Source organism: Erythrobacter sp. (assembly GCA_019739335.1).
GTDB lineage: Bacteria > Pseudomonadota > Alphaproteobacteria > Sphingomonadales > Sphingomonadaceae > Alteraurantiacibacter.
The window spans coordinates 2,869,498-2,893,687 of the sequence record CP073261.1; the positions used below are offsets into that span (position 1 = coordinate 2,869,498).

A 24,190-nucleotide genomic window follows, 5' to 3' on the forward strand; every position below is an offset into this window, starting at 1 on the left:
ATCGCGGTTCGACCGTGCTGACCAGCGGGGTACCTTCAAGCCCACTCCATTTCGGGAGAAGGTGAGGGTCTGCGGAGCAAGATCAATCCTTCGCCTTCCGGTTCTTCGGGTGGAACCAGTATTGCCAGACACCCCAAGCGTTGATCAGCAGCAGGATAAGATTCATTGCCGCAATGGGCATGGCGTCACTGGTCAGCCCGATGCCGATCCAGAGCGCAGACACGAGGCAGAACAGGACGAAGCCCCATGCTGTGGTGCGGCGGCCCAAGTCGAACGCGACCAGAGAAGCAGCGATGATTGTGCCGATTGCGGCTACCCATTCGAGTGGTCCGTCCATGCTCTGCTAAAGCCGCCTGATGCCGTTAGGTTCCTTTATGCCGCTGTTGTGCGTCGCTAAAATCGTCAAAAGGCAGGGCGCAAATCCAACACGATCACATTTCAATGTGAATCGATGTGATACCCGGAACCCGCTCAGCCGAGGGTGCTCCTACATTCTCAGCCCAAAGCGGTCATGCTTCGACTAACCCGGCACGAACGGAATGGGACCGATTGAATCTATTGTGCGTCGACTTGCAGCGCCCCTGTAAGCCGCGCCAGTTGCGCTTCAGTCAATTCCACTCGCGTGAATTCGAGCAAAGTCAGCAATTGTTCGACATTGCGCGCGCTCGCCAGCGGGGCAGGGATGCCGGGCTGGCGGACCAGCCAAGCCAGCGCGATGGCGGGCAAGCTGGCGCCCGTTTCCGCCGCTATCGCATCCATCGCGGCAAGCACCGGCGGCCCTGCTTCGGCATAGTCCCTGGCCCGATAGCCGCGAGTTGTCTCGAAGTCGACAGGCTCGCGATACTTGCCGGTCAGGTAGCCGGCCGCGAGTCCGAAGAAAGGCAGCATCGCAATACCGCGCTCGACGCAGAGCTGTTGCAGTTCAGGACCGTAGGCATCACGCGCGACCAGATTGTACTGGTTTTGCAACACAATGAAGGGAGTTAGCGCGTTGGCATCGGCATAATCGAGAGCGGCGAGCAGTCGCGGGGCGGTGAAGTTGGAAGCACCCAGTGACTTGACCTTGCCGGTCTTCATCGCCCCGTCGAAGGCCTCGACAATCTGGCCCACCTCCAGCTCCGCGAAGTCGCGGTGGGCGTAGTAGAGATCGCAATAGTCGGTCTGCAATCGCGCCAGCGAGGCATCGAGATGTTCGAGCACCTTCTCGGGCGCATAGAGGCCGGGATCGCCCATATCGCCGGGGCTGGCGGGCTTGGCAGCGCTCAGCATCCCGGTTTTGGTGTGGATGCGCATGTCCTTGCGCACTCCACGTGAGGCCAGCCATTGCCCGATATAAGTCTCTGATTCCCCGCCGACATGGCCGGGAATCCAGGCCGAATAGACATCGGCCGTATCGATCATCCGCCCACCCGCTTCGTAGAAAGCGTCGAGCACGGCGAAGCCCTCGTCGCCCGTTGCGGTCCAGCCGAAGACATTGCCGCCGAGCACCAGCGGAATGCCCGAGATGGCCGGGTGCGCGGTCAAGCGAACTGCTCCCGCAGCTCCAGCATCCGTATCGCCGCCTGAGCCGCTTCGCCGCCCTTGTTCTTCTGCGCCGGATCGGCGCGGACCAGTGCCTGCGCCTCGCTTTCGGTGGTGAGAATGCCGTTGCCGATGGCGAGGCCCTCCATCGTCAGCGCCATAATCGCGCGGGCGCTTTCCCCGGCAACGATTTCAAAGTGGTAGGTTTCACCCCGGATCACCACGCCAATGGCGACAAACCCGTCATAGCGGTCGCTCTCGGCGGCCAGCGCGATCGCGCCGGGAATTTCCAGCGCGCCGGGAACGGTGACGACTTCCGCCGAATGCCCTGCCGCTTCGAGCGCGCCCTTGGCTCCGGCGATCAGCATGTCATTCAAATGGCTGTAGAAACGGGCTTCGATGATCAGGAAATGAGCCATGAATTACTCCGGAATTGCGCGGGTTTCGACCACGGTAATGCCGTAGCCTTCAAGGCCGACGACGTTGTGGTGCGAATTGGACAGCAGGATCATGTCAGTAACGCCAAGGTCGGCAAGGATCTGCGCGCCAATGCCGTATTCGCGCAGTTCGGAGGTATCGCGTGGCAGGCCGGCGATCTCGTCCTGTAACAGGTCGGGCTTGTTGGGGATCAGTACCACGATCAGCCCCCTACCTTCCTTGCCGACGGCTTCCATCGAGCGTTGAAGTGCGCGCTTCTTCTCTCCGGGGCGGCCCAGGATGTCGTCGAAAATGGAGATCGAATGCATCCGCGTGAGCACCGGCTGGCCGGGGACGACATGGCCCTTTTGCAGCACCACGTTGACCGAGCCATCGACGGTGTTGCGGTAGGTCATCACCCGCCAGTCGCCACCGTAATCGGATTGCAGGCTGCTTTCGCTGGTGCGCTTGACGAGGTGATCGTTGCGCATCCGGTAGGCGATGAGATCGCGGATCGTGCCGATCTTCAGGCCGTGCTTGCGGGCGAAGGTGATCAGGTCCTCCAGCCGCGCCATGGTGCCGTCCTCGTTCATGATCTCGCAGATCACGCCGCTGGGATTGAGCCCGGCGAGACGGGAAATGTCCACCGCCGCTTCGGTATGCCCGGCGCGCACCAACACGCCGCCCTCGCGGGCGATCAGCGGGAAGACGTGGCCGGGAGTGACAATATCGTCCGGCCCCTTTGAGGAGTCGATGGCGACCGAAACTGTGCGCGCCCGGTCAGCGGCACTGATGCCGGTGGTGACGCCCTCGCGCGCCTCGATCGCCACGGTGAAGGCGGTTTCGTGACGGGTGCGGTTGCGCGCGCTCATCATTTCGAGGCCGAGCTCCTTGCCCCGCCGGGCCGTGAGCGAGAGGCAGATCAGCCCGCGCCCGTGGGTGGCCATGAAGTTAATCGCGTTGGGGGTGGCCATCTGCGCCGGGATGATAAGGTCGCCCTCGTTCTCGCGGTCCTCGTCATCGACAAGGATGTACATCCGGCCGTTGCGCGCTTCCTCGATGATCTCCTCGATCCCGACGAGAACGGGGGTGGAGTCGTTCTCCGCCAGAAAGCGGTCGAGCTTCCCGAGGGTTTCGACGGTGGGGTTCCACTCCTCCTCGGTGCAATCGCGCAAGGTATTTGCATGCAACCCAGCAGCACGGGCGAGACCGGTGCGGGACATTTTCCCGTCCGCTACCAATTTGCGGACCTTATCGATCGTCGTTTCCATCATGGAATGGCGTTAGCACATTCTAATGTGTGCACAAGCGCGATCATCACATTGCTCCAAAGCCTCTCCCCCCTTGCGCCTCTATCAATCCCCCGCCAATGAAGTCCAATGCACCCTGCAGAACAGAGCGATATCGAGCTTGGCGAGGCGTTCCGTTCGGCGATGCGGCACGTTGCCGCGACTGTTTACGCTGTCACTACTGCACATGAAGGCGAGCGGTTCGGCATCCTCGCCACGGCTGTCAGTTCGCTGAGTTTTTCCCCGCCATCGCTGCTGGCCTGCATCAATCGGGAAGCATCCTTGCACGAGCCATTGGCGCAGGCGGAGCGATTCTGCGTCAACGTGTTGGGGCTGGCCAATCGTGATGTTGCAGAACATTTCATGCTGCCGACGCCCGATCGCTTTGCCGTGGGTGACTGGATCGACCAGCAGGGCGTTCCGGTGCTCGCCTCCGCGCAATCGAGCCTCATTTGTACCGTTGCGGACCGGCACGTATTCGGCACTCACACCATCTTCATCGGCGCGCTAATCGAAGCCAATCATCGTGAGGATGCCACTCCGCTGACCTATTTCGACCGCCACTATATCGACATCAGCGCTGCACCGGAGCGATCGCGGCGCGGCTAGTCGGCGCTGAAGCCGCGTTCTCGCGAGGCTAAAAGGTGACCCGGCCAGCTCGGCCCCCGCCGCTGCGGCAGGTAGAGGGCGATTTCCTGCTCGATCAGCTGCGCGCGCGCTTCTTGCGAGGGATAGACGAAGCTGGGCATCGCCCCGCCGCCGAGCCTGTGGCCGACATCGGAACGCCAGAAGAACGGCGCAATGGCTGGATCGTATCCTGCGTTGGCCAGCAGGTGGACCGAGAGCCGGTCGGCCTCCACTTCCGCCGCACGATTCGCCTGCTGATTGCGCCCCAGTTCAGCGAACATGCCATTGTCGATTCCGGCTTCTTCCTTGCGCCGGCGGTGTTCTAGTACCGTATGCGCCAGTTCATGCGCCAGCACGATTGCCATCTGCGCATCGTCGAGCTCGCCCGCGAAGTCATACTGCATCTGGATTACCCGGCCATCGGAGCGCGCACGCGGACCCGTTCCGACCAAAATCTCCACCAGCGTGCGGCAGCCAGGAGGGGCCAAAATGATGAAATCAAGATCTACACCGTTCCGAGCGATCCGGAGCTGGAAGGAGTCTCCAGACGGCTGCCGAGTGAGCAGGTCGAAGGCAGATTCACGCAGATTGCCCCTACCCATCGTTAAAAGCGCATCGGTTGGCTCCCCCCCGATCTCCAGAATGCCGTCGTCAGGCAGGATGCCGGCTCGGGCCGCAGGAGAACCGGGAACTATTGCGGCAACCGCAACCGGGCCATTGGCAAAGCGCGCCTGTGCTGCACCGTCAGGATATTGGTCAGCGCTATGCAGGATCAGCCCAGTTACAGGCATTGTATTGCGGCACAGATGCGCATTGGCTCGCAAGAGTCCATCAGCGACCGATGCAAGACGCAGGTCTTCACGTTGTAGCGCTGACCACTGGGTCACATTTTGCGCGCGCGCTTGTCCAACATCGAATCCAGCAACCGACACGAGCGTCAACACAGCGGCCAAGCCACGGATGATGCTTTGGCAACCCATCAAGCCTTTGTGGCCTGATTGCGAGACAGCAGCAAGCGCAACATACTTTCCCGATGCAGCTTGGTATAATGTGTCCGCAAAACCACATTGAATTCGTTAATATTACCTGGGAACTTACCTGAAACCGATTTATGCTGCATCTGCGGCATAAACGCGTTGACATGGTCATATCCGCTGTTAATTCGGCAAGCGGATTGAACAAAGGGTAATGTCATGCTTCGCAAGATTGTTCTGGGCCTCGCTTCTGCGGGACTTCTTATCGGTAGCACCGCTGCCTCTGCTATGCCGATCGATGCACGAACATCTGCTCCGATTGCCGAGAGCGAGCTGGCAGGTATGAAGGGCTTGGGTTGGCTGCTTGGTTTGCTGATTTTGGCTGGCGTTGTGATTGTCGTGGTCGGCGATGCCGACGAGGATGAGCCGCCTGTCAGCCCGTAAGCACTTGAAATTCTGACACGGAAGAGGCGGGCATGTCCCGCCTTTTTCTTTTTCGCAACATTTCAGGCAATAAGGCTGCGGTCGATTTCCTCGATGCTGCGTGCGCCAACCATAGCCATCACACGTCGGAGCTCTTCCGCCAGCAACTCAATCGCTCGCGTTACTCCGGATTCGCCCGCGGCCGCCAATCCGTAGAGCGGCGCGCGCCCAATCATCACCGCATGCGCGCCAAGCGCGAGCGCTTTAACCAGATCGCTGCCTCTCCTTATTCCGCTGTCGAGAAAAATTGTCGTCTGTTCTCTCACTGCTTCGGCAATCTCGGGCAGGGCATCGATCGCTGCGATGGCGTGATCAAGCGAGCGGCCGCCGTGGTTCGAAACCACAATGCCATCTGCACCTAGCGCTACTCCTTTCCGCGCATCATCCGGGTGAAGGATACCCTTCAGGACCAGCTTCCCCGGCCACCGGGCGCGGATTTGTGCGACCCCGTCCCAGTCGAGATCGTCCTGCTTGAACTGTGCGCCCGGCTTTGCCCCTCTCACTACCGAACTTTTCAAATGCGGCGGAAGATTCGCCTGCTGCGGCAATCCACCATTCAGCATATATCTGCCGATTACCGCTGCGAACCAGCGGGGGTGGGCAAGAATATCAGGCACGTTTCGGCGATTGACCCCGAAGGGCGATCCGAAGCCGTTGCGATGCAGATATTCCCGATTTGGTGGCACTGGCAGGTCGAGTGTGACAAATAGCGTATCGCATCCCTCGGCATGGGCGCGATCCAGCACCCCCCACGAAAGTTCGCGGTTCTCCCACAAATATAACTGGAACCACTGCCGCCCTCCCGCCGGGATGATCTCCTCGAGGTCCATCGTGCTGGCACTGGATATCGTGAAGGGGATTCCAGCGCGCGCAGCCGCTTGCGCCAGTTCTGCATCGCCACGATACCACATCGTCCCAGCCGCCCCCGTAGGCGCGATGGCGAAGGGGAGGGTGCTCGGCTTACCGAGGATCGTGGTTCTCGTATCTATTGCCGAAACGTCACGCAGTACGCGGGGGTAAAACGCAATGCGATCGAAGGACTCCCGATTGCGCGCGGGTCCCGTCTCGTCCTCCACCCCGCGTTCAAGATATTCCCATACGCCGCGGGGCAATCTGCCGCGGGCCCTGCGCCGCAAATCTGCGATATTGAGGCAGTCGGAAACTCCTGCCACGCGTATTAGCCGCGACCGAGGAATGGCAGCTTGTTCTGGACAACAAGCGCCTCATAGAAGTTCAGATGATCTGGCAAATCGCACATATGGACGATCACTTGAGCGATTTCTTCGGGCGTAGCGGCGAAGTTTTCGGGCAATTTGACCGACCCTGGCATGATTTCCGTGGCAACAATGCCGGGGTGGAAGATTGAGACCGCAATGTCGTGCTCGCGGCCATCTACTGCAAGAGCTCTCGTAAGCCCATCAAGCCCGAACTTGCTGGCGGTGTAAGCCGGGCTTTCGGCACGCGGGACGCGGGCCGAGATCGAGCCAATATTGATGATCCTGCCGCGCCGGCCGGTCAGGAATATCGGCCAGACGTGCTTGGCGCAGATGAAGGCGCTGGTCAGGTTGGTATCGATAATCTTGCGCCACAACTCCAGATCAAGCTTGTGTGCAGGGGTGCTGTCGGCAATTCCGGCGTTGTTTATCAGCACATCGACCGTGCCAAATCGCTCTAATGCACTCGAAAAAAGGTTCGCCACAGCGGCTTCGTCTGTAACATCGGTGGTCACAGCCAGCGCTTCGCCTCCCATATTCTCGATATCCGCAACTAACCTTGTCAGCCGCTCGGCCCGGCGCGCGGCGAGCACTACTTTGGCGCCCTTCCGCGCGAACTCAAGGGCGCAAGCTTTACCGATGCCGGAGCTGGCGCCCGTGATCGCCGCGACCCGGCCCGCAAGTATGCTCATCATAGATCCTCCCGTTCGAGAGATCCTGTTGCCGATTACGGCGGGACAAAGTCAACAAAAAGAATAGGAGCCCGCAACAGCGCCGAACCTGGGGCCTGCTCATTCTGCGTCACGCCCCAGCGCAAACTGCGCTATTCGCAATGGGTCTTCAGGCCAACAGCTTCGACAATGGGCGGTTGGTTTCCATCGACAGCTGCCCCAACGCTCAACTGGCAGGCCTATCGCCTGCTGCACGGCCAGCCCTATGCGCGTGGCAGATCTCTGCTGACAATTTCAATGCATGGCCGCGGTGGCCGATGAATGCGCCCGCGCCGCCTTGCTGGAAGTCACGCATTCCCGTGCGCCTGATGCGACGCTGGGGAGGCCGACGCGAACTGGCAGCGCGCTCCTGATGAAAAATGGAAGCGATCAGTGACAGCGTTCACCGCGTCCTGCCGTACGGCAGGATCTTGCTCGAATTGGTGCGCTGGGACTTGGAGCGCATCTCCAAGTTCGAGATGTTCGGTCCCGATGCTTCTGCGGACCTGGCAGAGGGATCGTCGCTCGCTTAGCTGCGTTAGCTAGCTCGTTACATTGGCTGGGATTGATGCCCGCCGCCTTCTTCCAAATCTCTGAAAAAAATGGTGGACGCACTAGGGCTCGAACCTAGGACCCGCTGATTAAGAGTCAGCTGCTCTACCAACTGAGCTATGCGTCCATTCCGGCGGATATCGCGGGAAGCCCTTTGATGCACACAAGCGAATCGCCGGGAGGCGTCCGTATAGCGATTCCGAGCCAGCGTTAAAGGGGGTATTTCGCGGTTAGAGTCCGCCGCGCCCCGCTTGCCTTGTCCAGCGTTCCACCATCATCAGTCCGCCCACGCAGAGCATATTGGTCATCATCGATGATCCGCCGTGGCTCATGAAGGGCAGGGGGATGCCGACGACCGGGGCCATACCCATTACCATCATCAGATTCACCCCGACATAGAAGAAGATCGTTGCCGTCAATCCGCCAGCAAGCAGCCGCGAGAAGCGATCCGGGGCCTCGCGCGCCACGATCAGTCCCCACCGCAGGATAATGCCGAAGATCAGCAATACGAACAGTCCTCCCACCAGCCCCCATTCCTCCGCCATCGTCGCGAATACGAAATCTGTGTGGGGTTCCGGAAGATAATCGAGATGGCTCTGCGATCCCTCGCCAAAGCCCTTGCCGGCAATTCCGCCTGAACCGATAGCGATCTTCGACTGGGTGATGTGGTATCCCGTTCCAAGGGGGTCGCTTTCGGGATCAAGGAACGTGAGCACCCGCTGCTGCTGGTAATCCTGCAATCCGAAGAAGAAGGCGAGAGGGGCGGCAATCAACGCGGCGATTCCGCCACCGATGAACCATTTCTGCGGTAACCCTGCCAGAAACATGACGACCACTCCGCCAAACCCGATGGCGAGAGCAGTGCCAAGATCTGGCTGAAGCAACACAAATCCCATCGGAATTGCGATCAGCCCGAGCGGGATCAGGAGAGCCCGCCAATTCCCGATCATCCCCACCGGCAGAGCATGGTAGAAGGCGGCCAGGATGAGCACGATTCCCGGCTTCATCACCTCCGAAGGCTGCAGCCGGATAAATCCCAGTTCGAGCCACCGCTGGCTTCCCCCGCCAACCTGCCCGACAATCTCGACGCCGATCAGGAGGACCAGGACCGCGAGATAGGCCGGTATCGCCGCCAGCCTCGCCCAGTCCCGCGGGATGAGCGAAATTACCAGCGCCACAATCAGGAAAACCGCATAGCGGACCAGGTGCGACGTGGCGTAAGGACTCATCGAGCCGCCAGCCGCAGAATGAAGCACAGCGGCGCCAAACATCACAAGCAAGGTCAGCGGAATCACAACGCGCCAAGGGAAATCCGCGATCTGGCTGGGAAGGGCAATACCGCCCTTCATGTCAACGATTCCGGGGCGCGAGGATTGGGATCTTCGCGCGGGGTAAATGCATCGTTTACCGGTTGCTCCGGCTCGGCCGCTGCTGCGCGTGCTTCGGCATCGACCTGGCGCGCAAGCTGGACTGGCGGCGGCGCAGGTGGCAGGTCAACTCCGGCTGCGCTGGCATAGGCGACGTATTGCGAATCCAGGCGTTGTTGCGCCGTTCCGCCCCACTGGCGCTCCAGTGAATGGAGCGCTTCCAGCCCCTTCTGCGGATCGAACAGAAATGTCATCACGTCACGCGCCACCGGATAGGCAGCGCCCGAGCCGCCGCCGTGCTCGATCACCACCGCTCCGGCATAACGCGGATTATCGAACGGGGCGAAGAAGATGAACAGCCCGTGGTCGCGAAAGCGCCATGGGCCGGTTCTGCCGTCCGAAAGGTTCAGGCCCACCACCTGGGCTGTACCTGTCTTGCCCGCCATTAATACGTCATCGATAGGTAATCTCGCGCGACCGGCCGTGCCCGGCCCGTTGACGACATCACTCATCGCCTGCCGGATATAGGTCTTGTATTCAGCGCTTACGCCCATGCTCGCGAAACTCGGCGCGGTGTTCGAGAGTAGCAGTCGGGGAGTTACCATATTGGAGGTCGCGAGGCGTGAAGCCATAACGGCCAGCTGTAGGGGATTGGCGAGCATATAGCCCTGGCCGATGGTTGCATTGACGGTGTCGAACGGCTGCCACTCGGCATCGTATTTCCGCATCTTCCAATCCGGATCGGGTACTGTCCCATAAAACTGGCTGGCCACCGGGAGGTCGAACCGTTCCTGCATCCCGTAGCGTTTGCATGCCTCCGCGATCGGCCACATGCCGGTTCGCTGCGCCATGGCGTAGAAATAAACGTCGCAACTCTGGTAGATGCCCTTGGCGAGATTGACCGCGCCGTGACCCCTGCGGTTCCAGCAACCGAACACGCGGTTGCCAACGCGCAGGCCGCCGCCGCAGTTCACGGTTTCCTCGGGGTCGATCCCTGCCCCGAGTAACGCCATGCCGACCGTCGGCTTCACCGTGGAGCCGGGGGGGTAAAGCCCCTGTAGCACCTTGTTGCGGAGCGGGACCCGTTCGTTCTCGCTCAGCATCGAGTATTCGAGGCGGCCGATGCCATCGGAGAAACTGTTGGGATCGAAGCTGGGCATCGAAGCCATGCACAATAGATCGCCGGTAAGGCAATCCATCACTACCACCGAGCCGGATTCCAGACCGATGCGACGTGCGGCATAGTCCTGCAACGGTCCGTCGATGGTCAGGCGGATCGGATTGCCCTGCACATCCTCGCGCGTTTCGAGATCACGAACGATCCGCCCGGAAGCCGTCACCTCTACTCGCCGCGCACCCGGCTCTCCCCGCAGCGTCTGTTCGAACTGCTGTTCCAGCCCGTCCTTGCCCATCTTGAAGCCGGGAGTGAGCAATAGCGGCTGGGGTTCGACCTCGTACTCCTCGCGGCTGGGAGCGCCGACATAGCCGATCAGGTGACCGACGGCCGGACCGGTGGGGTAGTAGCGCGAGAATCCGCGCTGCGGGATTACGCCGGGCAATTCTGGCAAGCGGACGCTGACGGCGGCGAATTTGTCGAATTCCAGCCCGCTTGCCACAGGTACTGCGGCGAAGCCCCGGCTTTCCCTCAACCGGTCTAGCAAGTCAGCCTTCGCAACTGCATCGAACTCGAGCAATTCGCTCAGGATATCGACTGTGCGGTCTGCGTCGTGGAGACGTTCGGGAATAATATCGACGCGGAAATCGGCGCGGTTGGAAGCGAGCGGGGAGCCATCGCGATCAAGGATCCAGCCGCGGCGTGGAGGAATGAGCGAAAGGTTCACCCGGTTGCTTTCCGCCTCCAGCGTGTACCGCTCGTTCTCGGCGACTGCGATATATCCCATCCGCGCCGCGAGCAGGCAACCGATGCCGGCCTGTATCCCGCCGATCACGAAGCTGCGGCGTTCAAAAGTCTGCTTCAGGGAATTGGCAGATTGCTTGGGTTCCATGATTCAGCCGATGCGCTTTATGCGCGTAAGCCTGATCCTGTCGAGCATGACGGCAAACTGGGCAAGAACGGGGAAAAGCATGATCGACAAAGCTAGCTGTGGCACGATGAGGCCTAGCTGAACCAGCGAGAAACCTGCCCCGGATAACAGTGCGCCCAGAACAAGGTAAAGGGCGATGCACAGCGCCGCCACCCCCCAGTCCTGCCAGAAGCCCCGCCAGGGAAAACGCACTTCGATGAGATCGAGTGCAATCATTGTAAGCGAGAAGAACAGGATGCCGAAGCCGAGTGGCTGCCCTGAAAAGAGATCGTCGGCAAATCCGAGTGGCAGTCCGGCCCAAAGCGGCAGAAGACCGGGACGCGAGACCCGCCACGCCAGTAGCAGGGAATAACCCAACGGTGGCAGGATTGGTGCAGGCGCGATGATAGGCCACATCGGTGCCATTGAACCGAGCAGTATCGTGATCCATGGTAGGCCATATGCCAGGATCGGCGAGTGATCGCGGTTGATCTTGCTGCCGAACCGGTCGCGGCGGGATGCGGGGTTAAGACGGTCCATCAGGTGCCGCCATCCCCGGCGGTCGGCTCACCGGCATTCGAATCAACCGGTTGGTCTGTCAGCAACGGCGCCTGCGCAGCGGCGACGGATTCGGGCTCGAACATCGGTTCGACAGCAACGTAATCGGTTGCCGCAGGATTGCTCAGCAGCTGGCCGATCGCGCCGTCGTCGGTGAGGCGGGTCACCATTGCTACCGCAACATTCGGGCGAAAAAGCCCGCCCGCACCGGAAGTGACGAAGATATCACCTTCCTCCAGCGGATTGATACCCAGGTTGATCAGCCGGATCCGCAGCGAACCATCAGCACGGCCTTCGGCAAATGCCACGACATCATCGGTGGCCCGGCGCACCGGAACAATACTTTCGGGATCGGTCAACAGCAGCACCCGCGAAGTAGAGCGACCCGTTTCGAGGATGCGCCCGACCAAGCCCATCGGCGATGTGACCGGCATTCCCACCCGAACGCCATCGCTTCTTCCGGCGGAAAGGTATCCGAAACGCCGGGTACTAGCAGAGGTGGAGCCGATAAGGCGCCCGGTTGCGACGGGCTGCAAATCGCTTTGCACAAGTCCCAGCAGCGCCTTCAGCCGCTCGTTCTCTTGCTCCAGCGCGCGTGCTTCGGCCAGTTGCACCCGGGCAACGGCTATTTCCTCCTCCAGCTCCGCGTTCTTCGATCCGGCGTTGTAATAACCTGCGATAGCTTCAAAAAAGCTGCGCGAACCGGTGCGGGTGACTGCGCCCGCCTCTCCTACGGGAGAGGCAGCGTCGGTCGCCATGCTCCGCAGGCCGTAGAAGGCCTCGGGCCGCCACAGCGAAACGATCAGCAAGAGCGCACCGATGGCTGCCCCCGCACTGGCGAAGACATAGCCGGTAAAGCGGCCCAGTTGCGCCTTTTTATTGGTTCCGGATATTTGTGCCGAAGGCGGTGCCATTGCGGCCCGCTCCCCCTATTGGTGTTGCGCCTCTATGCCGTCATCAGGACCCCGCGGTAGATCGGGTCCTCCATTGCCCTGCCGGTGCCGAGCGCCACGCAGGTGAGCGGATCTTCGGCAATGCTGACCGGCAATCCGGTTTCCTCGCGGATATGCGCGTCCAGCCCGCTGATCAGCGCGCCGCCGCCGGTGAGGACGATACCCTGATCGACAATGTCGGCCGCCAGTTCGGGCGCGGTGTTCTCCAGCGCGATACGCACACCCTCCACAATCGCCCCAATCGGTTCGGAAAGGGCTTCGGCCACATGCGCCTGGTTGATCTGGATTTCCTTGGGCACGCCGTTCACCAGATCGCGGCCCTTGATGACGATGGTTTCACCCACGCCGTCATCCGGCACCGTGGCAACACCATACTCCTTCTTGATCCGCTCGGCCGTGGCTTCACCGATCAGCAGGTTGTGATGGCGGCGAACGTAGGAAACGATGGCTTCATCCATCTTGTCCCCACCGGTGCGAACCGAGGTGGTGTATGCCAAGCCGCGCAATGAGAGCACCGCGACTTCAGTGGTGCCGCCACCGATATCGACCACCATCGACCCAACCGGTTCAGTGACCGGCATGTCCGCACCGATGGCCGCGGCCATCGGTTCGAGGATCAGGAACACTTCCGAAGCCCCGGCATTGCTGGCGGCATCGCGAATGGCGCGGCGCTCCACCGAAGTCGAACCCGAAGGCACGCAAATGACGATTTCCGGATAGCGCAGCAGGGTGCGTTTGCCGTGGACTTTGCGAATGAAGTGCTTGATCATTTCCTCGGCGATTTCGATGTCGGCAATCACCCCATCCCGCAGCGGGCGGATCGCTTCGATGCTGTCGGGCGTCTTGCCCATCATCAGCTTGGCGTCCTCGCCCACGGCCTTGACCCGCTTGATGCCGTTGATCGTTTCAATCGCCACCACCGAAGGCTCGTTGAGCACGATCCCGCGATCCTGCACATAAACCAGCGTATTCGCCGTGCCGAGATCGATGGCCATATTCTGCGAACCGAATTTGAAGAGATTGGAAAAGAAGGAGCCCATTGAGAAATCCGTAGTCATGATAGCCGCGGGAGACGCGAGAGTCCGCGTGTGGAAGACCTGCGCGTTGCGAAAGGTCTCGCCCCTTAGCGCGTGACCGGGAGAAAGGCCAAAATATTTGTCGAGAAGTGCACGGTTTTGCCGCGCTTTGGCTCGAAAAGGCTTCGGGTGGCCTGTAGGGACCGGATCTATGCCGCACATTCGCCGTCTTCCGGAAACCCTGGTCAACCGCATTGCGGCGGGCGAGGTCGTGGAGCGCCCGGCTTCCGCGCTCAAGGAACTCGTGGAAAACGCGGTGGATTCGGGTGCGCGGCGGATCGCAGTGGCGATTGTCGAGGGCGGACTGGGTTCGATTGAAGTCACCGATGATGGCTGCGGCATGACGTCCGAGGAAATGGCGCTGGCGTTGGAGCGCCATGCTACCTCGAAACTGCCCGACGACGCTATCGAACAGGTCGCCACGCTGGGATTTCGCGGCGAGGCGCTGCCGAGCATCGCCAGCGTCGCCCGGCTTACCATCGAGAGCCGCCCCGCCGATGCGCCGCAGGGCTGGCGACGGGTGATCGATCACGGCGTATTGGCCGGGGAAGGCCCTGCGGCGCTACCGCCGGGAACCCGTGTGCTGGTTGAAAACCTGTTCGGCAAAGTGCCCGCCCGCCGCAAGTTCCTGCGTAGCGCCCGCAGCGAATATGCCGCCTGCCACGACGTTATCCGTCGCCTGGCGATGGCGCGGCCGGATATCGGTTTTGCTTTCACACATGGAGATCGGCGCATTATCGCCGTTCAGCCGGGGCAGGACGCCGCCGAACGGGTGGCGCAGATCGTTGCTCGGGACCTGGCGGACAATAGCGTGATAATCGATCTTGAGCGGCCTTCGGATGAGGGCGTTATGCGGCTCAGCGGAATTGCCGGCCTGCCGACATGGAACCGGGGCGTTGCAGATCACCAGTATCTGTTCGTCAACGGGCGCCCGGTGAAGGACCGCTTGCTGACCGGGGCGGTGCGCGGAGCCTATGCCGACATGCTGGCGCGGGATCGTCATGCGGTGCTGGCACTGTTTCTCGAAATACCCTTCGCCGATGTGGATGTGAACGTGCATCCGGCCAAGACCGAGGTGCGGTTCCGCGATGCTGCGGCAGTGCGCGGGTTTATCGTCAGCGGACTGCGGCAGGCGCTTTCCACCGGAGATCGCCGCAGTGCCCAGGCACCCGATGGCGGCGCGATGGGGCGTTGGCAGGCGGAACCGCTGGCGGAGCCTACCGCTGCGCTGCGCTCGATCTTTGCCGGTCGGGACTGGACCGCGCCTGAACCGGCCCGGCTCGCCGAGACGAGTGGGGTCTGGAGCCAACCCGTCGCCGATCACGCCTTGCCACTGGGCCGGGCGGAGGCGGCAGAACCCTTGCCGGAGGATGCGCCGGACTACCCGCTCGGCATTGCGCGTGGGCAGGTCGCCAACACCTATATCGTTGCCGAGGCGGCGGATGGGCTGGTGCTGGTCGACCAGCACGCCGCGCACGAGCGGATCGTGCTCGAACGTCTGCGCGCGGCAGAGGCAGGGGACAAGGTCGCCGCCAGTCAGGCATTGCTGATGCCCGAAGTTGTCGAGCTGGACGAGTCCGACTGTGATCGGCTGGAGGAGCAGGCGGAGCATTTCGCCGCCCTGGGCTTGGCTGTGGAGCGCTTTGGCCCGGATGCCATGCTGGTACGCGCCATCCCCTCGTCGCTCCGCCATGCAGACCCGCAGGCACTGCTGCGCGATCTGGCGGACGATGTGGCCCAGCACGGAGCCTCGTTGCTGCTGGCCGAGAAGATCGAGCACGTCCTCGCCACCATGGCCTGCCACGGATCGGTGCGGGCGGGGCGGACGTTAAGTGTGGCCGAAATGAACGCGCTGCTGCGTGAGATGGAATCGACTCCGCGTTCGGGACAGTGCAATCATGGCAGGCCTACATGGGTGAAGCTGTCCATGCAGGATGTCGAAAAGCTGTTTGGGAGGCATTGATGCGACCTTTGACTGCTGCACTCCTTGCCGCGTTGCTGCTGGCCGGATGCGGTGAAACCGTTTCCGAGGAAGAGGAGCGCGCCCGGAACGAAGCGATCGCAGAGCGGGTGCGCGAGGCGAATGCCACAGCCAGTCCGCTGGAAGAGATCCTCCCCGAAGTGATCGGCTATTCCGACATGGAAGCCAACGACCTGCTCGGCCTTTCCTGTTCATACGCGCCTGGAACCAGCATGGGGGTACGGGCGATTGCGCGGGAAACCGATGCTTACATGAAGATTGACGGTGAGATGGTCCGCTTCGCCGCTGACCCTGGATCGCGTGAATTGCCGGCCAAGTCGCGCACCCTCTACAATGGTCGGGAATACTCGCTCCGGCTAGCGGTTGAGGACGTTGTTGCGGAAGGCGAGATCGAGGATACCACCTACGAAGGGACTATGTGGCTTTACGATCGCTTCGATAGGGTCGTCTACACCGGCAGCGGAACTGCCAATTGCGGCGCCTGATCAGGCCCGGAAGCTTGGCACCTTGCCGTTCGGGCTCATATCGGGAATGATCCGATAGCGGGCCAGAACCAGGCTGAACAAGCCAAACAGCAACAATCCGATAGCGGTCAGCGTGAAGACGATGCCCTCTCCCGCCAGGCTCGCCACGGCATCACCCAGCGTTTTCACCTGCTGCGATCCGCCCGACATGAATCCAGCCTTGAACAGGGACCAGCCGATCACACCGTAAACCACGCCGCGCGCGCAATATCCCGCGCCTCCAAGCCAACGTGTGGCGTCGGGTGCGGCACCGGAAATGCGGTGCATGAAGCTGCCGGAGATCCCTTTCTTGAACTGGAACAGGGCGGTGGCCAGAAACGCCACGCCGAGCAGGCCCAGCACGACTCCGCCGAAATTGACCGACAGGACACCAGCCGCCGCTTCCTGTGCTCCATCGCCGCCCGACCCGCCGCCGTTTCCTGCGGTCGAAGCGAACTGATAGGCAGACCACGCCAGCGCCAGATGCCCTATCCCGCTTCCAGCATGGCCGACCCGGGTCGCCCAACCTTTGGTGTCACTGCCATTGTTCTCGATATCGAAAGCCGTGGAGGTGAAGCGAAACAGCGCATAGGCAGTTAGGCCCACAACCATCAGCCACAGGATCGCGGTGCCTGCCGGATAGCCTTCGATCGCCTGGAAGATTCCATTGGTTCCCTCGGCGATGCGCTCGGCGCTGGTAAGCGCGATGAGTCCCAACACCGAATAGAGGACGGCCCGGCTGAAGTACCCGAGACGCACCAGCCAATTGAATTTCTCCGACTTATCGACCATTGCGCTGCTGCTCCTCCTGCGTTGCAAGGGGAACGGCCCAGCGGGCGATTGGTGCCTGGGTGTCTAAGCGATTGTGTGGGGCAATCGTGTGGAGCAATCGTGTGGATGACGAAAGTTGACACGAAGATGACACCAAGAGCGGCTGCAAAAGTCGGCTGCTGCTGGATGGCGGTGAAGGAAGGCTCAGCGGTGAATCGGGCGGAACTATCATGCCATCGCACCCAGCAAATTTTTGCGCTGTAGGATTTTTGCGCTGTAGGAAAGTGTCCTGCGCGCGCGGACCCTACCTCAGCCGCTTGACAAACACCCCGTCCTCGCGCCGTTCCACCTTGAAGTTATCGCTGCAGGCCTCGATCAGGTCGGAGAGACGCGCAAAGCCATAGTTGCGCACGTCGAAGCTGGAGCGATTGTTGGCGATCTTGCCGACTTCCGCCAGGCTGGCATAGCCCTGCGCATCGCGGCGAGACGCCTTCCACGCCCTGCCGAGCAAGTCGATCACTTCATCGTCTATCGGCGTCTTGGTGCCGGTCGCTTTCGGCGCGGCCTGGGGAGCTTCGACATCGCTGTCCGCAGTGGCGATAAGGGCGTCGACATCGATAAAGCGCGTGCATACCGATTTGAAGGCATCGGGTGCCTTGTAGCTACTGCCGAAACCGTAAACGATCATCCCGTCCTGTCGCAGCCGCGTTACCAGCGGGGTGAAATCGCTGTCACTGCTCATGATCCCGAAGCCGTCCACCTTGCCGGCGTTGAGCAGGTCGATGGCATCGATGGCCATTGCGATGTCGGTAGCGTTCTTGCCCTTGGTCAGATCGAACTGCTGCATCGGCTGGATGCCGAAGCGGTGAGTGATCTTGTTCCAGTTGCTGAGTGCGGGCTTGGCCCAATTGCCATAAGCCCGGCGGATATTCACCTGCCCCAGTTCGGCCAGCACGGTCAGCACAGGATCGATACCTGCATGGCTGGCGTTGTCTGCGTCGATCAGAAGGGCGATGTTCTTGAGTGCAGGTTCAGGCATGGGAGCGTGATGGCGAAGGGGTGGGGTGAATGCAAGGCGGGGCTTGCCAGTGGTTCTCCAGGTCCGTCAGGGGGACTGGCTCACGACAGGAGTCCCGATGGAGTCCCGCCCCTCTCTGCGTGGAAGGGGTTTTTCGCGAATCGTTCGCAATAGTGTGGAAGACTGATGCGCCAAGCGCAAGCCCGATAGAAATCAAGCGGGGTTAAACGCGCCTGACGCCTCGTCAAGAACGTGCAGCATTCCATCCGAGATCGCAAAATACGCACCGCGCAGGGTGAGCTTTCCGCTCGCTTCCTTGTGCTGCACACACGGGAAGGTCCGAAGATTGGCGAGGCTCACTTTCACCGCTGCCTGCTCCATCGCCCGCTCGGCGGGGCGTCCGGTTGTTCCAAGCTCAGCGGCGATCGGTTCGCGTACCTCGTCCAGCATATCAATCCAGTGCGCCACGAAGCCACCTTCGCCCGGCTCGTTGCCGTGCAGGTCTTGCGTCAGCGCCGCCTGGCAGCCGCCGCACATGCCGTGCCCCATTACCACGATCTCGCGCACCTTGAGGAACTGCACTGCGAATTCGAGCGCGGCGGATACACCGTGCCGGCCGGGCGAAGTTTCGAAGGGCGGCACCAGCGCCGCGACGTTGCGGACGACGAAAATTTCGCCCGGATCGACATCGAAGATCTGTGCCGGGTCCACCCGGCTGTCAGAACAGGCGATTACCATCACCTGCGGGGACTGGCCGTCACGCAGCTGCTCCCAGCGTTCCTTCTGCTCATGCCAGTCGCCTTCGCGGAAGCGGGCGTAGCCTTCGATCATTTCGGCAAATGTCTTCATGCCTGCTTCGCTGGCGCGGATTTTCGGATTTCGCAAGGGGGCAGGCGGTCAATCGGGTTGCCGGGGGAGGGTGGGGGCACTAAGTGAGCCACGCAATGAACGATCTCTCCTCCGCGCCCGCTCCAGACAACCAGAATCCGCTCCGCGAGCGCAAGCCGGACTGGATTCGAGTCAAGGCACCGACCAGCAAGGGCTATCACGAAACCCGGCGGCTGATGCGCGATCTGGGGCTGAACACCGTCTGCGAGGAAGCGGCTTGCCCGAACATCGGCGAATGCTGGACGAAGAAGCACGCCACGGTGATGATCCTGGGCGATGTCTGCACCCGCGCCTGTGCATTCTGCAACGTCAAGACCGGGATGCCGCGTCTGGTCGATCCGCTGGAGCCGGACAACGTCGCGGTCGCGGCAGGCAAGATGGGGCTGGAACACATTGTCATCACCAGCGTGGACCGGGACGACCTGACCGATGGCGGGGCGGGCCAATTCGTCAAGGTCATCAAGGCGCTGCGGCGGGAAACGCCCAACACCACCATCGAAATCCTCACTCCCGATTTCCGCGGCAAGATGCGCGCGGCGGTGGAGGCGATTTGTGAAGCCGGGCCCGACGTTTACAACCACAATCTCGAAACCGTGCCACGGCTCTATCCGACTATCCGCCCCGGCGCGCGCTACTACGCCTCGCTGCGGCTACTGGAGGAAGTGAAGCATCACGATCCGATGATCTTCACCAAGTCCGGCATCATGCTGGGGCTGGGCGAGCAGCGGCTCGAAGTGCACCAGGTGATGGACGACATGCGCTGTGCGGACGTCGATTTCATGACGATGGGCCAGTACCTGCGCCCGACGCCCAAGCATGCGGCGGTTGAGGAATTCGTCCCGCCCAAGGCGTTCGATGCCTACGGCGCAATCGCGAGGGCGAAGGGCTTCCTGCAGGTGGCAGCCACTCCGCTGACCCGTTCCAGCTATCACGCGGGCGATGATTTCGCGCAGATGCGCGCCGCGCGCGAAGCAAAGCTGGCCAAGCGGCCAAATTAGGACCTGACCTGATGCCCGCGATCCGTGAAACCCGGCGGCTCCCCTACAGCGCAGAGCAGATGTTCGACCTTGTGGCCGATGTCGATCGCTATCCGGAATTCCTGCCCTGGGTCGTTGCCACGCGGGTGCGACATGACAGCGACAGCGAGATGACCGCCGACATGCTGGTGGGGTTCAAGGCGCTGCGGGAGAAGTTCACCTCCAAGGTGGTGAAGCACCGCCCGGACTCTATCAATGTGCACTATGTCGATGGGCCGCTGCGCGATCTCGACAACAACTGGACCTTCCGCAATTGCGGGGAACAGTGCTGCGACATCGAATTCAGCGTCGATTTCACGTTCAAGAACATGATGTTCGAAGCACTGGCAGGTCAATACATCGACCGCGCTTTCCGCAAGATGGTCTCCGCCTTCGAAGCGCGGGCGGCAGACCTTTACGGCAGCAGCAGTTCCAGCGCGCAGAGCACCGCCTGACGGCGCACCCCGGCGCGGCTCTCGCCCGCAAACAGGCGTTCGTCGGCTTCGGGCTGTTCCTCGCCGCGAATGGCACGGGCGAAAACAACCGTGCCAACGGGCTTCAGATCGGTGCCGCCGCCCGGTCCGGCAATACCGCTGACCGCCACCGCGACATCGGCCTGGCTGCGTTGCAGTGCACCCTTGGCCATTTCGAAAGCGCAGGCGATCGAGACCGCGCCGAAGGCGTCGATAATATCGAGCGGCACGCCCAGATCGGCCTGCTTGGCCGCGTTGGAATAGGTCACGAAAGCACGATCGAGAACCTCCGAACTGCCGGGAATCTCGGTCAGCGCGGCGGCGACCAGCCCGCCGGTGCAGCTTTCCGCCAGCACAATCTTGCGACCGGCGGCGACGTTCTCGTCGACCACCCGCTGGGCGAGGGCGACAATATCGGCGGGGAGGTTGGAATCACTCATTTCGGGCCTGCTATTGCTGAAAGGGTGGCCACGGCCTGGGCAGCAATGCCTTCGCCGCGGCCGGTGAAGCCGAGCCGTTCGGTGGTGGTGGCCTTTACGCTGACGCAGTCTAGGCCCACCCCCAGCAGTTCGGCAAGCCGCGCGCGCATGGCGTCCCGGTGCGGACCGATTTTCGGGGCTTCGCAGATCAGGGTGAGATCGACATTGCCGATGGCCCAGCCTGCCTGTCTTGCCAGCTTGGCCGCGTGTTCGAGGAAAGCCGACGAAGCCGCACCGCGCCATTGCGGATCGGACGGCGGGAAATGCTGGCCGATATCGCCTTGCCCACAGGCGCCGAGAATCGCATCGACCAGCGCGTGAATGCCGACATCGGCGTCGGAATGCCCTGCGAGTCCCTTGTCGTGTTCGATCCTGAGGCCGCACAGCCACAATTCCTCGCCTTCGGCCAGGCGATGGACATCGTAACCGCTGCCGACGCGGATCGCGGGCGGGGGAGGGGTGGGCCGGTCCATGAAATCCTCCGCGAAAGTGAGTTTGCGCAGCCGTTCGTCGCCGGAGACCAGCGCGACCTCATGACCAGCGGCGCGAAGCACTTGCGCGTCGTCCCCGGCAGCGGTTGGGCCTTCCCACGCACGGTGCGCGGCGAGGATCTCGCCAAAGTGAAACGCCTGCGGGGTCTGCACCCGGCGCAGGGTCTCGCGCTGCGCATCGCCTGCCATCAGGGCACCCTCGGCGCGGATCATACTGTCCACCACCGGGAGGACGGGGATTGCGCCGGGAGATTGCTGCAAAGCGCCAAGCAATCGCGCGATCACCTCGCGGGGCAGATCGGGGCGGGCGGCATCGTGAATCAGCACGTTGGCCGGACCGGTGTTCGCGAAAAACTCCAGCCCCAGCCTTACGCTGTCCTGCCGGGTTTCACCACCTGTTATCAGAGATATATCTTCGATACCTGCCAGCGCGTCGCGCGCCACAGCGTCCGCGCCATCTGGAATCATCACCACCAGCGGAGCCGCCCCCGCAGCCGCGAAGGCCTCTACTGAATGCCGCAGCACCGGCTTGCCCCGCCACAGGGCAAACTGCTTGGGCAATGGCTGCCCCGCGCGCAGGCCTTTGCCCGCCGCAACGACCACGGCGGCGAATGGGGGGAGAGGCGCGGGAGCATCGGGCATCGGGCTTCGCGCGCTACCCGCTTGAGCCGCCCCTCGCAATCCACTATGCGCCTGCCCATATTTTAGGCAGACCAATGACCAGCGCCCCAGTTCCTCCCCCCGTCACGCCCATCGCCATCGGCCCGGTGCAGGTCGATTGCCCGGTCGTGCTCGCCCCGATGACCGGGGTGACGGATATGCCGTTCCGCCAACTGGTGCGCCGCTATGGCTCCGGACTCAATGTCACCGAGATGATTGCCAGCGAAGCGGCGATCCGTGAAACGCGCCAGTCGATCCAAAAGGCGCGCTGGCACCAAAGCGAGGACCCGGTCTCCATGCAGCTTGTCGGCTGCGATCCTGCCAGCATGGCCGACGCCGCCCGGCTAAGCCAGGACCAGGGTGCAGCGATCATCGACATCAATTTCGGTTGCCCGGTGCGCAAGGTGGTCGGCCAGTTCGCCGGCAGCGCGCTGATGCGCGAGGTGCCGCTAGCGCGCAAGCTGATGGAAGCGACGGTGAAGGCCGTCAACGTCCCCGTCACCGTCAAGATGCGGATGGGTTGGGATCATGACAGCCTCAATGCCCCTGAAATGGCGCATATCGCCGAGGACCTGGGCGTGAAGCTGGTCACGGTCCACGGGCGCACCCGCAACCAGATGTACAAGGGCAGCGCCGACTGGTCCTTTGTGCGCAAGGTGAAGGCGGCGGTGCAGATCCCGGTGATCGTCAACGGCGATATTTGCAGCGTCGCCGATGCCGCCATGGCGCTGGAGCAATCGGGCGCGGACGGGCTGATGATCGGGCGCGGAGCCTACGGCAAGCCGTGGCTGCTGGGGCAGGTGATGCACTGGTGGCGTACGGGCGAGATGCTGGAAACCCCGCCGCTGGCCGAGCAGTACGAGACCATCGTCGAACACTATGCCGCCATGCTGGAGCATTACGGGCAGGGTGTCGGGGTGAAAATCGCCCGCAAGCACCTCGGTTGGTACACCAAGGGGCTGCACGGCAGCGCCGAATTCCGCCAGAAGGTGAACTTCATCGACGATGCGCAGGCAGTGCTGGGTGAACTGGAGCGGTTCTACGAACCCTTCCTGATCCGCCGCGCCGCGTGACGCCATCGGACATTCCCGCCGGCGTTCCCGGCCCGCGCGAACAGATCGCCGGGCTGAGTTTTGCCATGCTGCTGCTTGGCCCCGATCTCGCCATTGCCGAAGCCAATCCCGCTGCCGAAGTCTTGCTGGGAGCAAGTGCTTCGCGCCTTGCCGGTCGCAGCCTGCTCGATGTGATGGAACTGACGCAGGACCGGGTGACGCAGGTGCTTGATGAGCCCGAAGCGCAACTGGTTGCGCGCGGGCTCGATGTGCAGGTGGGGGAGCGCCGCCTGCGCCTCAATCTCACGGTTTCCACCATCGTCACCCATCCCGGGTGGCGGATCGTTACCTTGTCCGATGCCAGCCAGGGCGAGCGGTTCGAGGAACAGGAACGCCGCCCGGCGCTGCGCGGCCCCGCCGTATTGGCACACGAGATCAAAAATCCTCTCGCCGCGATACGCGGAGCGGCGCAACTGGTGGCGCGCAAGGCGGGCGAGAACGAGCAACGGCTCACTACGCTGATCACCGACGAAGTGGACCGGATTGCCCAACTTATTGACCGGATGCAGCGGTTGGGCCGCGAACGGTCCGAGCCGGTTTCCCCGGTCAACCTCCACCAGGCGATTCGCCGCGCAATCGAGACGGTGAAGCTGACCAGCGAACAAGCGGTGGCATGGCGCGAGGAGTTCGATCCCTCGCTGCCCCCGGTGCTCGCCAATGAGGGGGCGCTGGTGCAGGTGCTCGTCAACCTGCTCGGCAATGCGCGTGATGCAGCGATGGACAATGTCGCCCCGCAGGTGACGATCCGCACCCGCTTCGTCAGCGGATTGGTAATGAACGTGATGCGATTGGGGCGCCCAGTGAAGCTTCCGATCGAGGTGACGGTGAGCGACAACGGCAGCGGCATTGATCCGGCGCTGGGCGAACACATTTTCGAACCCTTCGTCTCCAGCAAGCCACAGGGGCAGGGGCTGGGCCTGGCACTGGTGCAGAAGCTGGTGCGCGACATGGACGGGCGCGTGGGCCACGAACGCGACGAGACTGGCGGATGGACGCATTTCCGCGTGCATCTGCCGGTCTCGCGATAAAAGAG

At 62.2% G+C, this 24,190-nt stretch carries 25 protein-coding genes and 1 tRNA gene; 8 read left to right on the forward strand and 18 right to left on the reverse strand.

Going from position 1 to position 24,190, the window contains the following annotated elements:
* Nucleotides 1-82: 82 nt before the first annotated feature.
* The 4 genes from JY451_14050 to ribB form a co-directional block, all read right to left on the reverse strand.
* On the reverse strand, nt 83-337 hold the full coding sequence (locus JY451_14050; protein QZH74762.1) for a hypothetical protein: 255 nt from the start codon (nt 335-337) through the stop codon (nt 83-85).
* A 218-nt stretch (nt 338-555) separates the two neighbouring features.
* Entirely contained in the window at nt 556-1,524 is a 969-nt protein-coding gene (locus tag JY451_14055) for an aldo/keto reductase (protein QZH74763.1), read from the reverse strand.
* Nucleotides 1,521-1,940, reverse strand: coding sequence for a 6,7-dimethyl-8-ribityllumazine synthase (locus JY451_14060; GenBank protein QZH74764.1), 420 nt, complete (start codon nt 1,938-1,940; stop codon nt 1,521-1,523). Before JY451_14060 ends, JY451_14055 begins: the two co-directional genes overlap by 4 nt.
* A 3-nt stretch (nt 1,941-1,943) precedes the next feature.
* Entirely contained in the window at nt 1,944-3,212 is a 1,269-nt protein-coding gene (ribB, locus tag JY451_14065) for a 3,4-dihydroxy-2-butanone-4-phosphate synthase (protein ID QZH74765.1), read from the reverse strand.
* A 105-nt stretch (nt 3,213-3,317) separates the two neighbouring features.
* Here ribB and JY451_14070 point away from each other — a divergent pair, with 105 nt between their 5' ends.
* Complete coding sequence (locus tag JY451_14070) at nt 3,318-3,836, forward strand: flavin reductase family protein (GenBank protein QZH74766.1); 519 nt, start codon at nt 3,318-3,320, stop codon at nt 3,834-3,836.
* Here the strand turns inward: JY451_14070 and JY451_14075 are convergent.
* Nucleotides 3,833-4,795 (reverse strand): hypothetical protein, encoded by a 963-nt coding sequence (locus tag JY451_14075; GenBank protein ID QZH74767.1) that lies wholly within the window; start codon nt 4,793-4,795, stop codon nt 3,833-3,835. The genes JY451_14070 and JY451_14075 overlap by 4 nt on opposite strands.
* 252 nt (nt 4,796-5,047) lie before the next feature.
* Here JY451_14075 and JY451_14080 point away from each other — a divergent pair, with 252 nt between their 5' ends.
* Nucleotides 5,048-5,272 (forward strand): hypothetical protein, encoded by a 225-nt coding sequence (locus JY451_14080; GenBank protein ID QZH74768.1) that lies wholly within the window; start codon nt 5,048-5,050, stop codon nt 5,270-5,272.
* Nucleotides 5,273-5,334: 62 nt separating this feature from the next.
* Here the strand turns inward: JY451_14080 and JY451_14085 are convergent, their stop codons facing one another.
* The 8 genes from JY451_14085 to JY451_14120 all read right to left on the reverse strand — a co-directional run bounded on the left by JY451_14085 (nt 5,335) and on the right by JY451_14120 (nt 13,729).
* Entirely contained in the window at nt 5,335-6,483 is a 1,149-nt protein-coding gene (locus JY451_14085; GenBank protein ID QZH74769.1) for an alpha-hydroxy-acid oxidizing protein, read from the reverse strand.
* A 5-nt stretch (nt 6,484-6,488) separates the two neighbouring features.
* Nucleotides 6,489-7,220: an SDR family oxidoreductase gene (locus JY451_14090; protein ID QZH74770.1), complete on the reverse strand. Its 732-nt coding sequence runs from the start codon at nt 7,218-7,220 to the stop codon at nt 6,489-6,491.
* Nucleotides 7,221-7,838: 618 nt separating this feature from the next.
* Nucleotides 7,839-7,914, reverse strand: a tRNA-Lys gene (locus JY451_14095).
* Nucleotides 7,915-8,017: 103 nt separating this feature from the next.
* Nucleotides 8,018-9,136, reverse strand: a complete 1,119-nt coding sequence (gene rodA, locus JY451_14100; GenBank protein ID QZH74771.1) for a rod shape-determining protein RodA — start codon at nt 9,134-9,136, stop codon at nt 8,018-8,020.
* Nucleotides 9,133-11,160: a penicillin-binding protein 2 gene (gene mrdA, locus JY451_14105; protein ID QZH74772.1), complete on the reverse strand. Its 2,028-nt coding sequence runs from the start codon at nt 11,158-11,160 to the stop codon at nt 9,133-9,135. The genes rodA and mrdA overlap by 4 nt, the downstream gene beginning before the upstream one ends.
* A gap of 3 nt (nt 11,161-11,163) precedes the next feature.
* Nucleotides 11,164-11,718 carry a rod shape-determining protein MreD gene (locus JY451_14110; protein QZH74773.1) on the reverse strand — a complete coding sequence of 185 codons (555 nt, stop codon included), beginning with the start codon at nt 11,716-11,718 and terminating at the stop codon, nt 11,164-11,166.
* The gene (locus JY451_14115; protein ID QZH74774.1) at nt 11,718-12,650 is read right to left on the reverse strand and encodes a rod shape-determining protein MreC; all 933 of its coding nucleotides are present in this window, start codon (nt 12,648-12,650) and stop codon (nt 11,718-11,720) included. Before JY451_14115 ends, JY451_14110 begins: the two co-directional genes overlap by 1 nt.
* Before the next feature lie 32 nt (nt 12,651-12,682).
* A complete protein-coding gene (locus tag JY451_14120) occupies nt 12,683-13,729 on the reverse strand; it encodes a rod shape-determining protein (GenBank protein ID QZH76739.1) in 1,047 nt (348 codons plus the stop codon).
* Nucleotides 13,730-13,916: 187 nt separating this feature from the next.
* Here JY451_14120 and mutL point away from each other — a divergent pair, with 187 nt between their 5' ends.
* The gene (gene mutL, locus JY451_14125) at nt 13,917-15,728 is read left to right on the forward strand and encodes a DNA mismatch repair endonuclease MutL (protein ID QZH74775.1); all 1,812 of its coding nucleotides are present in this window, start codon (nt 13,917-13,919) and stop codon (nt 15,726-15,728) included.
* An 8-nt stretch (nt 15,729-15,736) separates the two neighbouring features.
* Nucleotides 15,737-16,231 (forward strand): hypothetical protein, encoded by a 495-nt coding sequence (locus JY451_14130; GenBank protein QZH74776.1) that lies wholly within the window; start codon nt 15,737-15,739, stop codon nt 16,229-16,231.
* On the opposite strand, the gene JY451_14135 is transcribed toward JY451_14130, so the two are convergent.
* The 3 genes from JY451_14135 to JY451_14145 form a co-directional block, all read right to left on the reverse strand.
* The gene (locus tag JY451_14135) at nt 16,232-17,041 is read right to left on the reverse strand and encodes a DUF1206 domain-containing protein (GenBank protein QZH74777.1); all 810 of its coding nucleotides are present in this window, start codon (nt 17,039-17,041) and stop codon (nt 16,232-16,234) included.
* A gap of 283 nt (nt 17,042-17,324) precedes the next feature.
* Nucleotides 17,325-18,059 carry an NYN domain-containing protein gene (locus tag JY451_14140; GenBank protein QZH74778.1) on the reverse strand — a complete coding sequence of 245 codons (735 nt, stop codon included), beginning with the start codon at nt 18,057-18,059 and terminating at the stop codon, nt 17,325-17,327.
* 192 nt (nt 18,060-18,251) lie between these two features.
* On the reverse strand, nt 18,252-18,887 hold the full coding sequence (locus tag JY451_14145) for a carbonic anhydrase (GenBank protein QZH74779.1): 636 nt from the start codon (nt 18,885-18,887) through the stop codon (nt 18,252-18,254).
* A gap of 95 nt (nt 18,888-18,982) precedes the next feature.
* Here JY451_14145 and lipA point away from each other — a divergent pair, with 95 nt between their 5' ends.
* Nucleotides 18,983-19,924, forward strand: coding sequence for a lipoyl synthase (gene lipA / locus JY451_14150; GenBank protein ID QZH74780.1), 942 nt, complete (start codon nt 18,983-18,985; stop codon nt 19,922-19,924).
* 11 nt (nt 19,925-19,935) lie between these two features.
* Nucleotides 19,936-20,397 carry a type II toxin-antitoxin system RatA family toxin gene (locus JY451_14155; GenBank protein ID QZH74781.1) on the forward strand — a complete coding sequence of 154 codons (462 nt, stop codon included), beginning with the start codon at nt 19,936-19,938 and terminating at the stop codon, nt 20,395-20,397.
* Here the strand turns inward: JY451_14155 and JY451_14160 are convergent.
* Nucleotides 20,358-20,855 carry a CinA family protein gene (locus JY451_14160; GenBank protein ID QZH74782.1) on the reverse strand — a complete coding sequence of 166 codons (498 nt, stop codon included), beginning with the start codon at nt 20,853-20,855 and terminating at the stop codon, nt 20,358-20,360. The genes JY451_14155 and JY451_14160 overlap by 40 nt on opposite strands.
* Nucleotides 20,852-22,027 (reverse strand): bifunctional 2-C-methyl-D-erythritol 4-phosphate cytidylyltransferase/2-C-methyl-D-erythritol 2,4-cyclodiphosphate synthase, encoded by a 1,176-nt coding sequence (locus JY451_14165; GenBank protein ID QZH74783.1) that lies wholly within the window; start codon nt 22,025-22,027, stop codon nt 20,852-20,854. Before JY451_14165 ends, JY451_14160 begins: the two co-directional genes overlap by 4 nt.
* A 74-nt stretch (nt 22,028-22,101) precedes the next feature.
* Here JY451_14165 and dusB point away from each other — a divergent pair, with 74 nt between their 5' ends.
* On the forward strand, nt 22,102-23,118 hold the full coding sequence (gene dusB / locus JY451_14170; GenBank protein QZH74784.1) for a tRNA dihydrouridine synthase DusB: 1,017 nt from the start codon (nt 22,102-22,104) through the stop codon (nt 23,116-23,118).
* A gap of 65 nt (nt 23,119-23,183) precedes the next feature.
* Entirely contained in the window at nt 23,184-24,185 is a 1,002-nt protein-coding gene (locus JY451_14175) for a PAS domain-containing sensor histidine kinase (GenBank protein QZH76740.1), read from the forward strand.
* Nucleotides 24,186-24,190 lie beyond the last annotated feature (5 nt).

Excerpts from the sequence above, each read along its gene's own strand:
- JY451_14060 (QZH74764.1), bottom strand. The coding sequence starts at position 1,940 with ATGGCTCATTTCCTGATCATCGAAGCCCGTTTCTACAGCCATTTGAAT.
- JY451_14145 (QZH74779.1), bottom strand. The coding sequence starts at position 18,887 with ATGAAGACATTTGCCGAAATGATCGAAGGCTACGCCCGCTTCCGCGAA.
- dusB (QZH74784.1), top strand. The coding sequence starts at position 22,102 with ATGACCAGCGCCCCAGTTCCTCCCCCCGTCACGCCCATCGCCATCGGC.
- JY451_14090 (QZH74770.1), bottom strand. The coding sequence starts at position 7,220 with ATGATGAGCATACTTGCGGGCCGGGTCGCGGCGATCACGGGCGCCAGC.
- lipA (QZH74780.1), top strand. The coding sequence starts at position 18,983 with ATGAACGATCTCTCCTCCGCGCCCGCTCCAGACAACCAGAATCCGCTC.
- JY451_14120 (QZH76739.1), bottom strand. The coding sequence starts at position 13,729 with ATGGGCTCCTTCTTTTCCAATCTCTTCAAATTCGGTTCGCAGAATATG.
- JY451_14080 (QZH74768.1), top strand. The coding sequence starts at position 5,048 with ATGCTTCGCAAGATTGTTCTGGGCCTCGCTTCTGCGGGACTTCTTATC.
- JY451_14160 (QZH74782.1), bottom strand. The coding sequence starts at position 20,855 with ATGAGTGATTCCAACCTCCCCGCCGATATTGTCGCCCTCGCCCAGCGG.
- JY451_14165 (QZH74783.1), bottom strand. The coding sequence starts at position 22,027 with ATGCCCGATGCTCCCGCGCCTCTCCCCCCATTCGCCGCCGTGGTCGTT.
- JY451_14115 (QZH74774.1), bottom strand. The coding sequence starts at position 12,650 with ATGGCACCGCCTTCGGCACAAATATCCGGAACCAATAAAAAGGCGCAA.
- JY451_14140 (QZH74778.1), bottom strand. The coding sequence starts at position 18,059 with ATGCCTGAACCTGCACTCAAGAACATCGCCCTTCTGATCGACGCAGAC.
- mrdA (QZH74772.1), bottom strand. The coding sequence starts at position 11,160 with ATGGAACCCAAGCAATCTGCCAATTCCCTGAAGCAGACTTTTGAACGC.
- JY451_14155 (QZH74781.1), top strand. The coding sequence starts at position 19,936 with ATGCCCGCGATCCGTGAAACCCGGCGGCTCCCCTACAGCGCAGAGCAG.
- mutL (QZH74775.1), top strand. The coding sequence starts at position 13,917 with ATGCCGCACATTCGCCGTCTTCCGGAAACCCTGGTCAACCGCATTGCG.
- rodA (QZH74771.1), bottom strand. The coding sequence starts at position 9,136 with ATGAAGGGCGGTATTGCCCTTCCCAGCCAGATCGCGGATTTCCCTTGG.
- JY451_14070 (QZH74766.1), top strand. The coding sequence starts at position 3,318 with ATGCACCCTGCAGAACAGAGCGATATCGAGCTTGGCGAGGCGTTCCGT.
- JY451_14175 (QZH76740.1), top strand. The coding sequence starts at position 23,184 with ATGCTGCTGCTTGGCCCCGATCTCGCCATTGCCGAAGCCAATCCCGCT.
- ribB (QZH74765.1), bottom strand. The coding sequence starts at position 3,212 with ATGATGGAAACGACGATCGATAAGGTCCGCAAATTGGTAGCGGACGGG.
- JY451_14135 (QZH74777.1), bottom strand. The coding sequence starts at position 17,041 with ATGGTCGATAAGTCGGAGAAATTCAATTGGCTGGTGCGTCTCGGGTAC.
- JY451_14050 (QZH74762.1), bottom strand. The coding sequence starts at position 337 with ATGGACGGACCACTCGAATGGGTAGCCGCAATCGGCACAATCATCGCT.
- JY451_14110 (QZH74773.1), bottom strand. The coding sequence starts at position 11,718 with ATGGACCGTCTTAACCCCGCATCCCGCCGCGACCGGTTCGGCAGCAAG.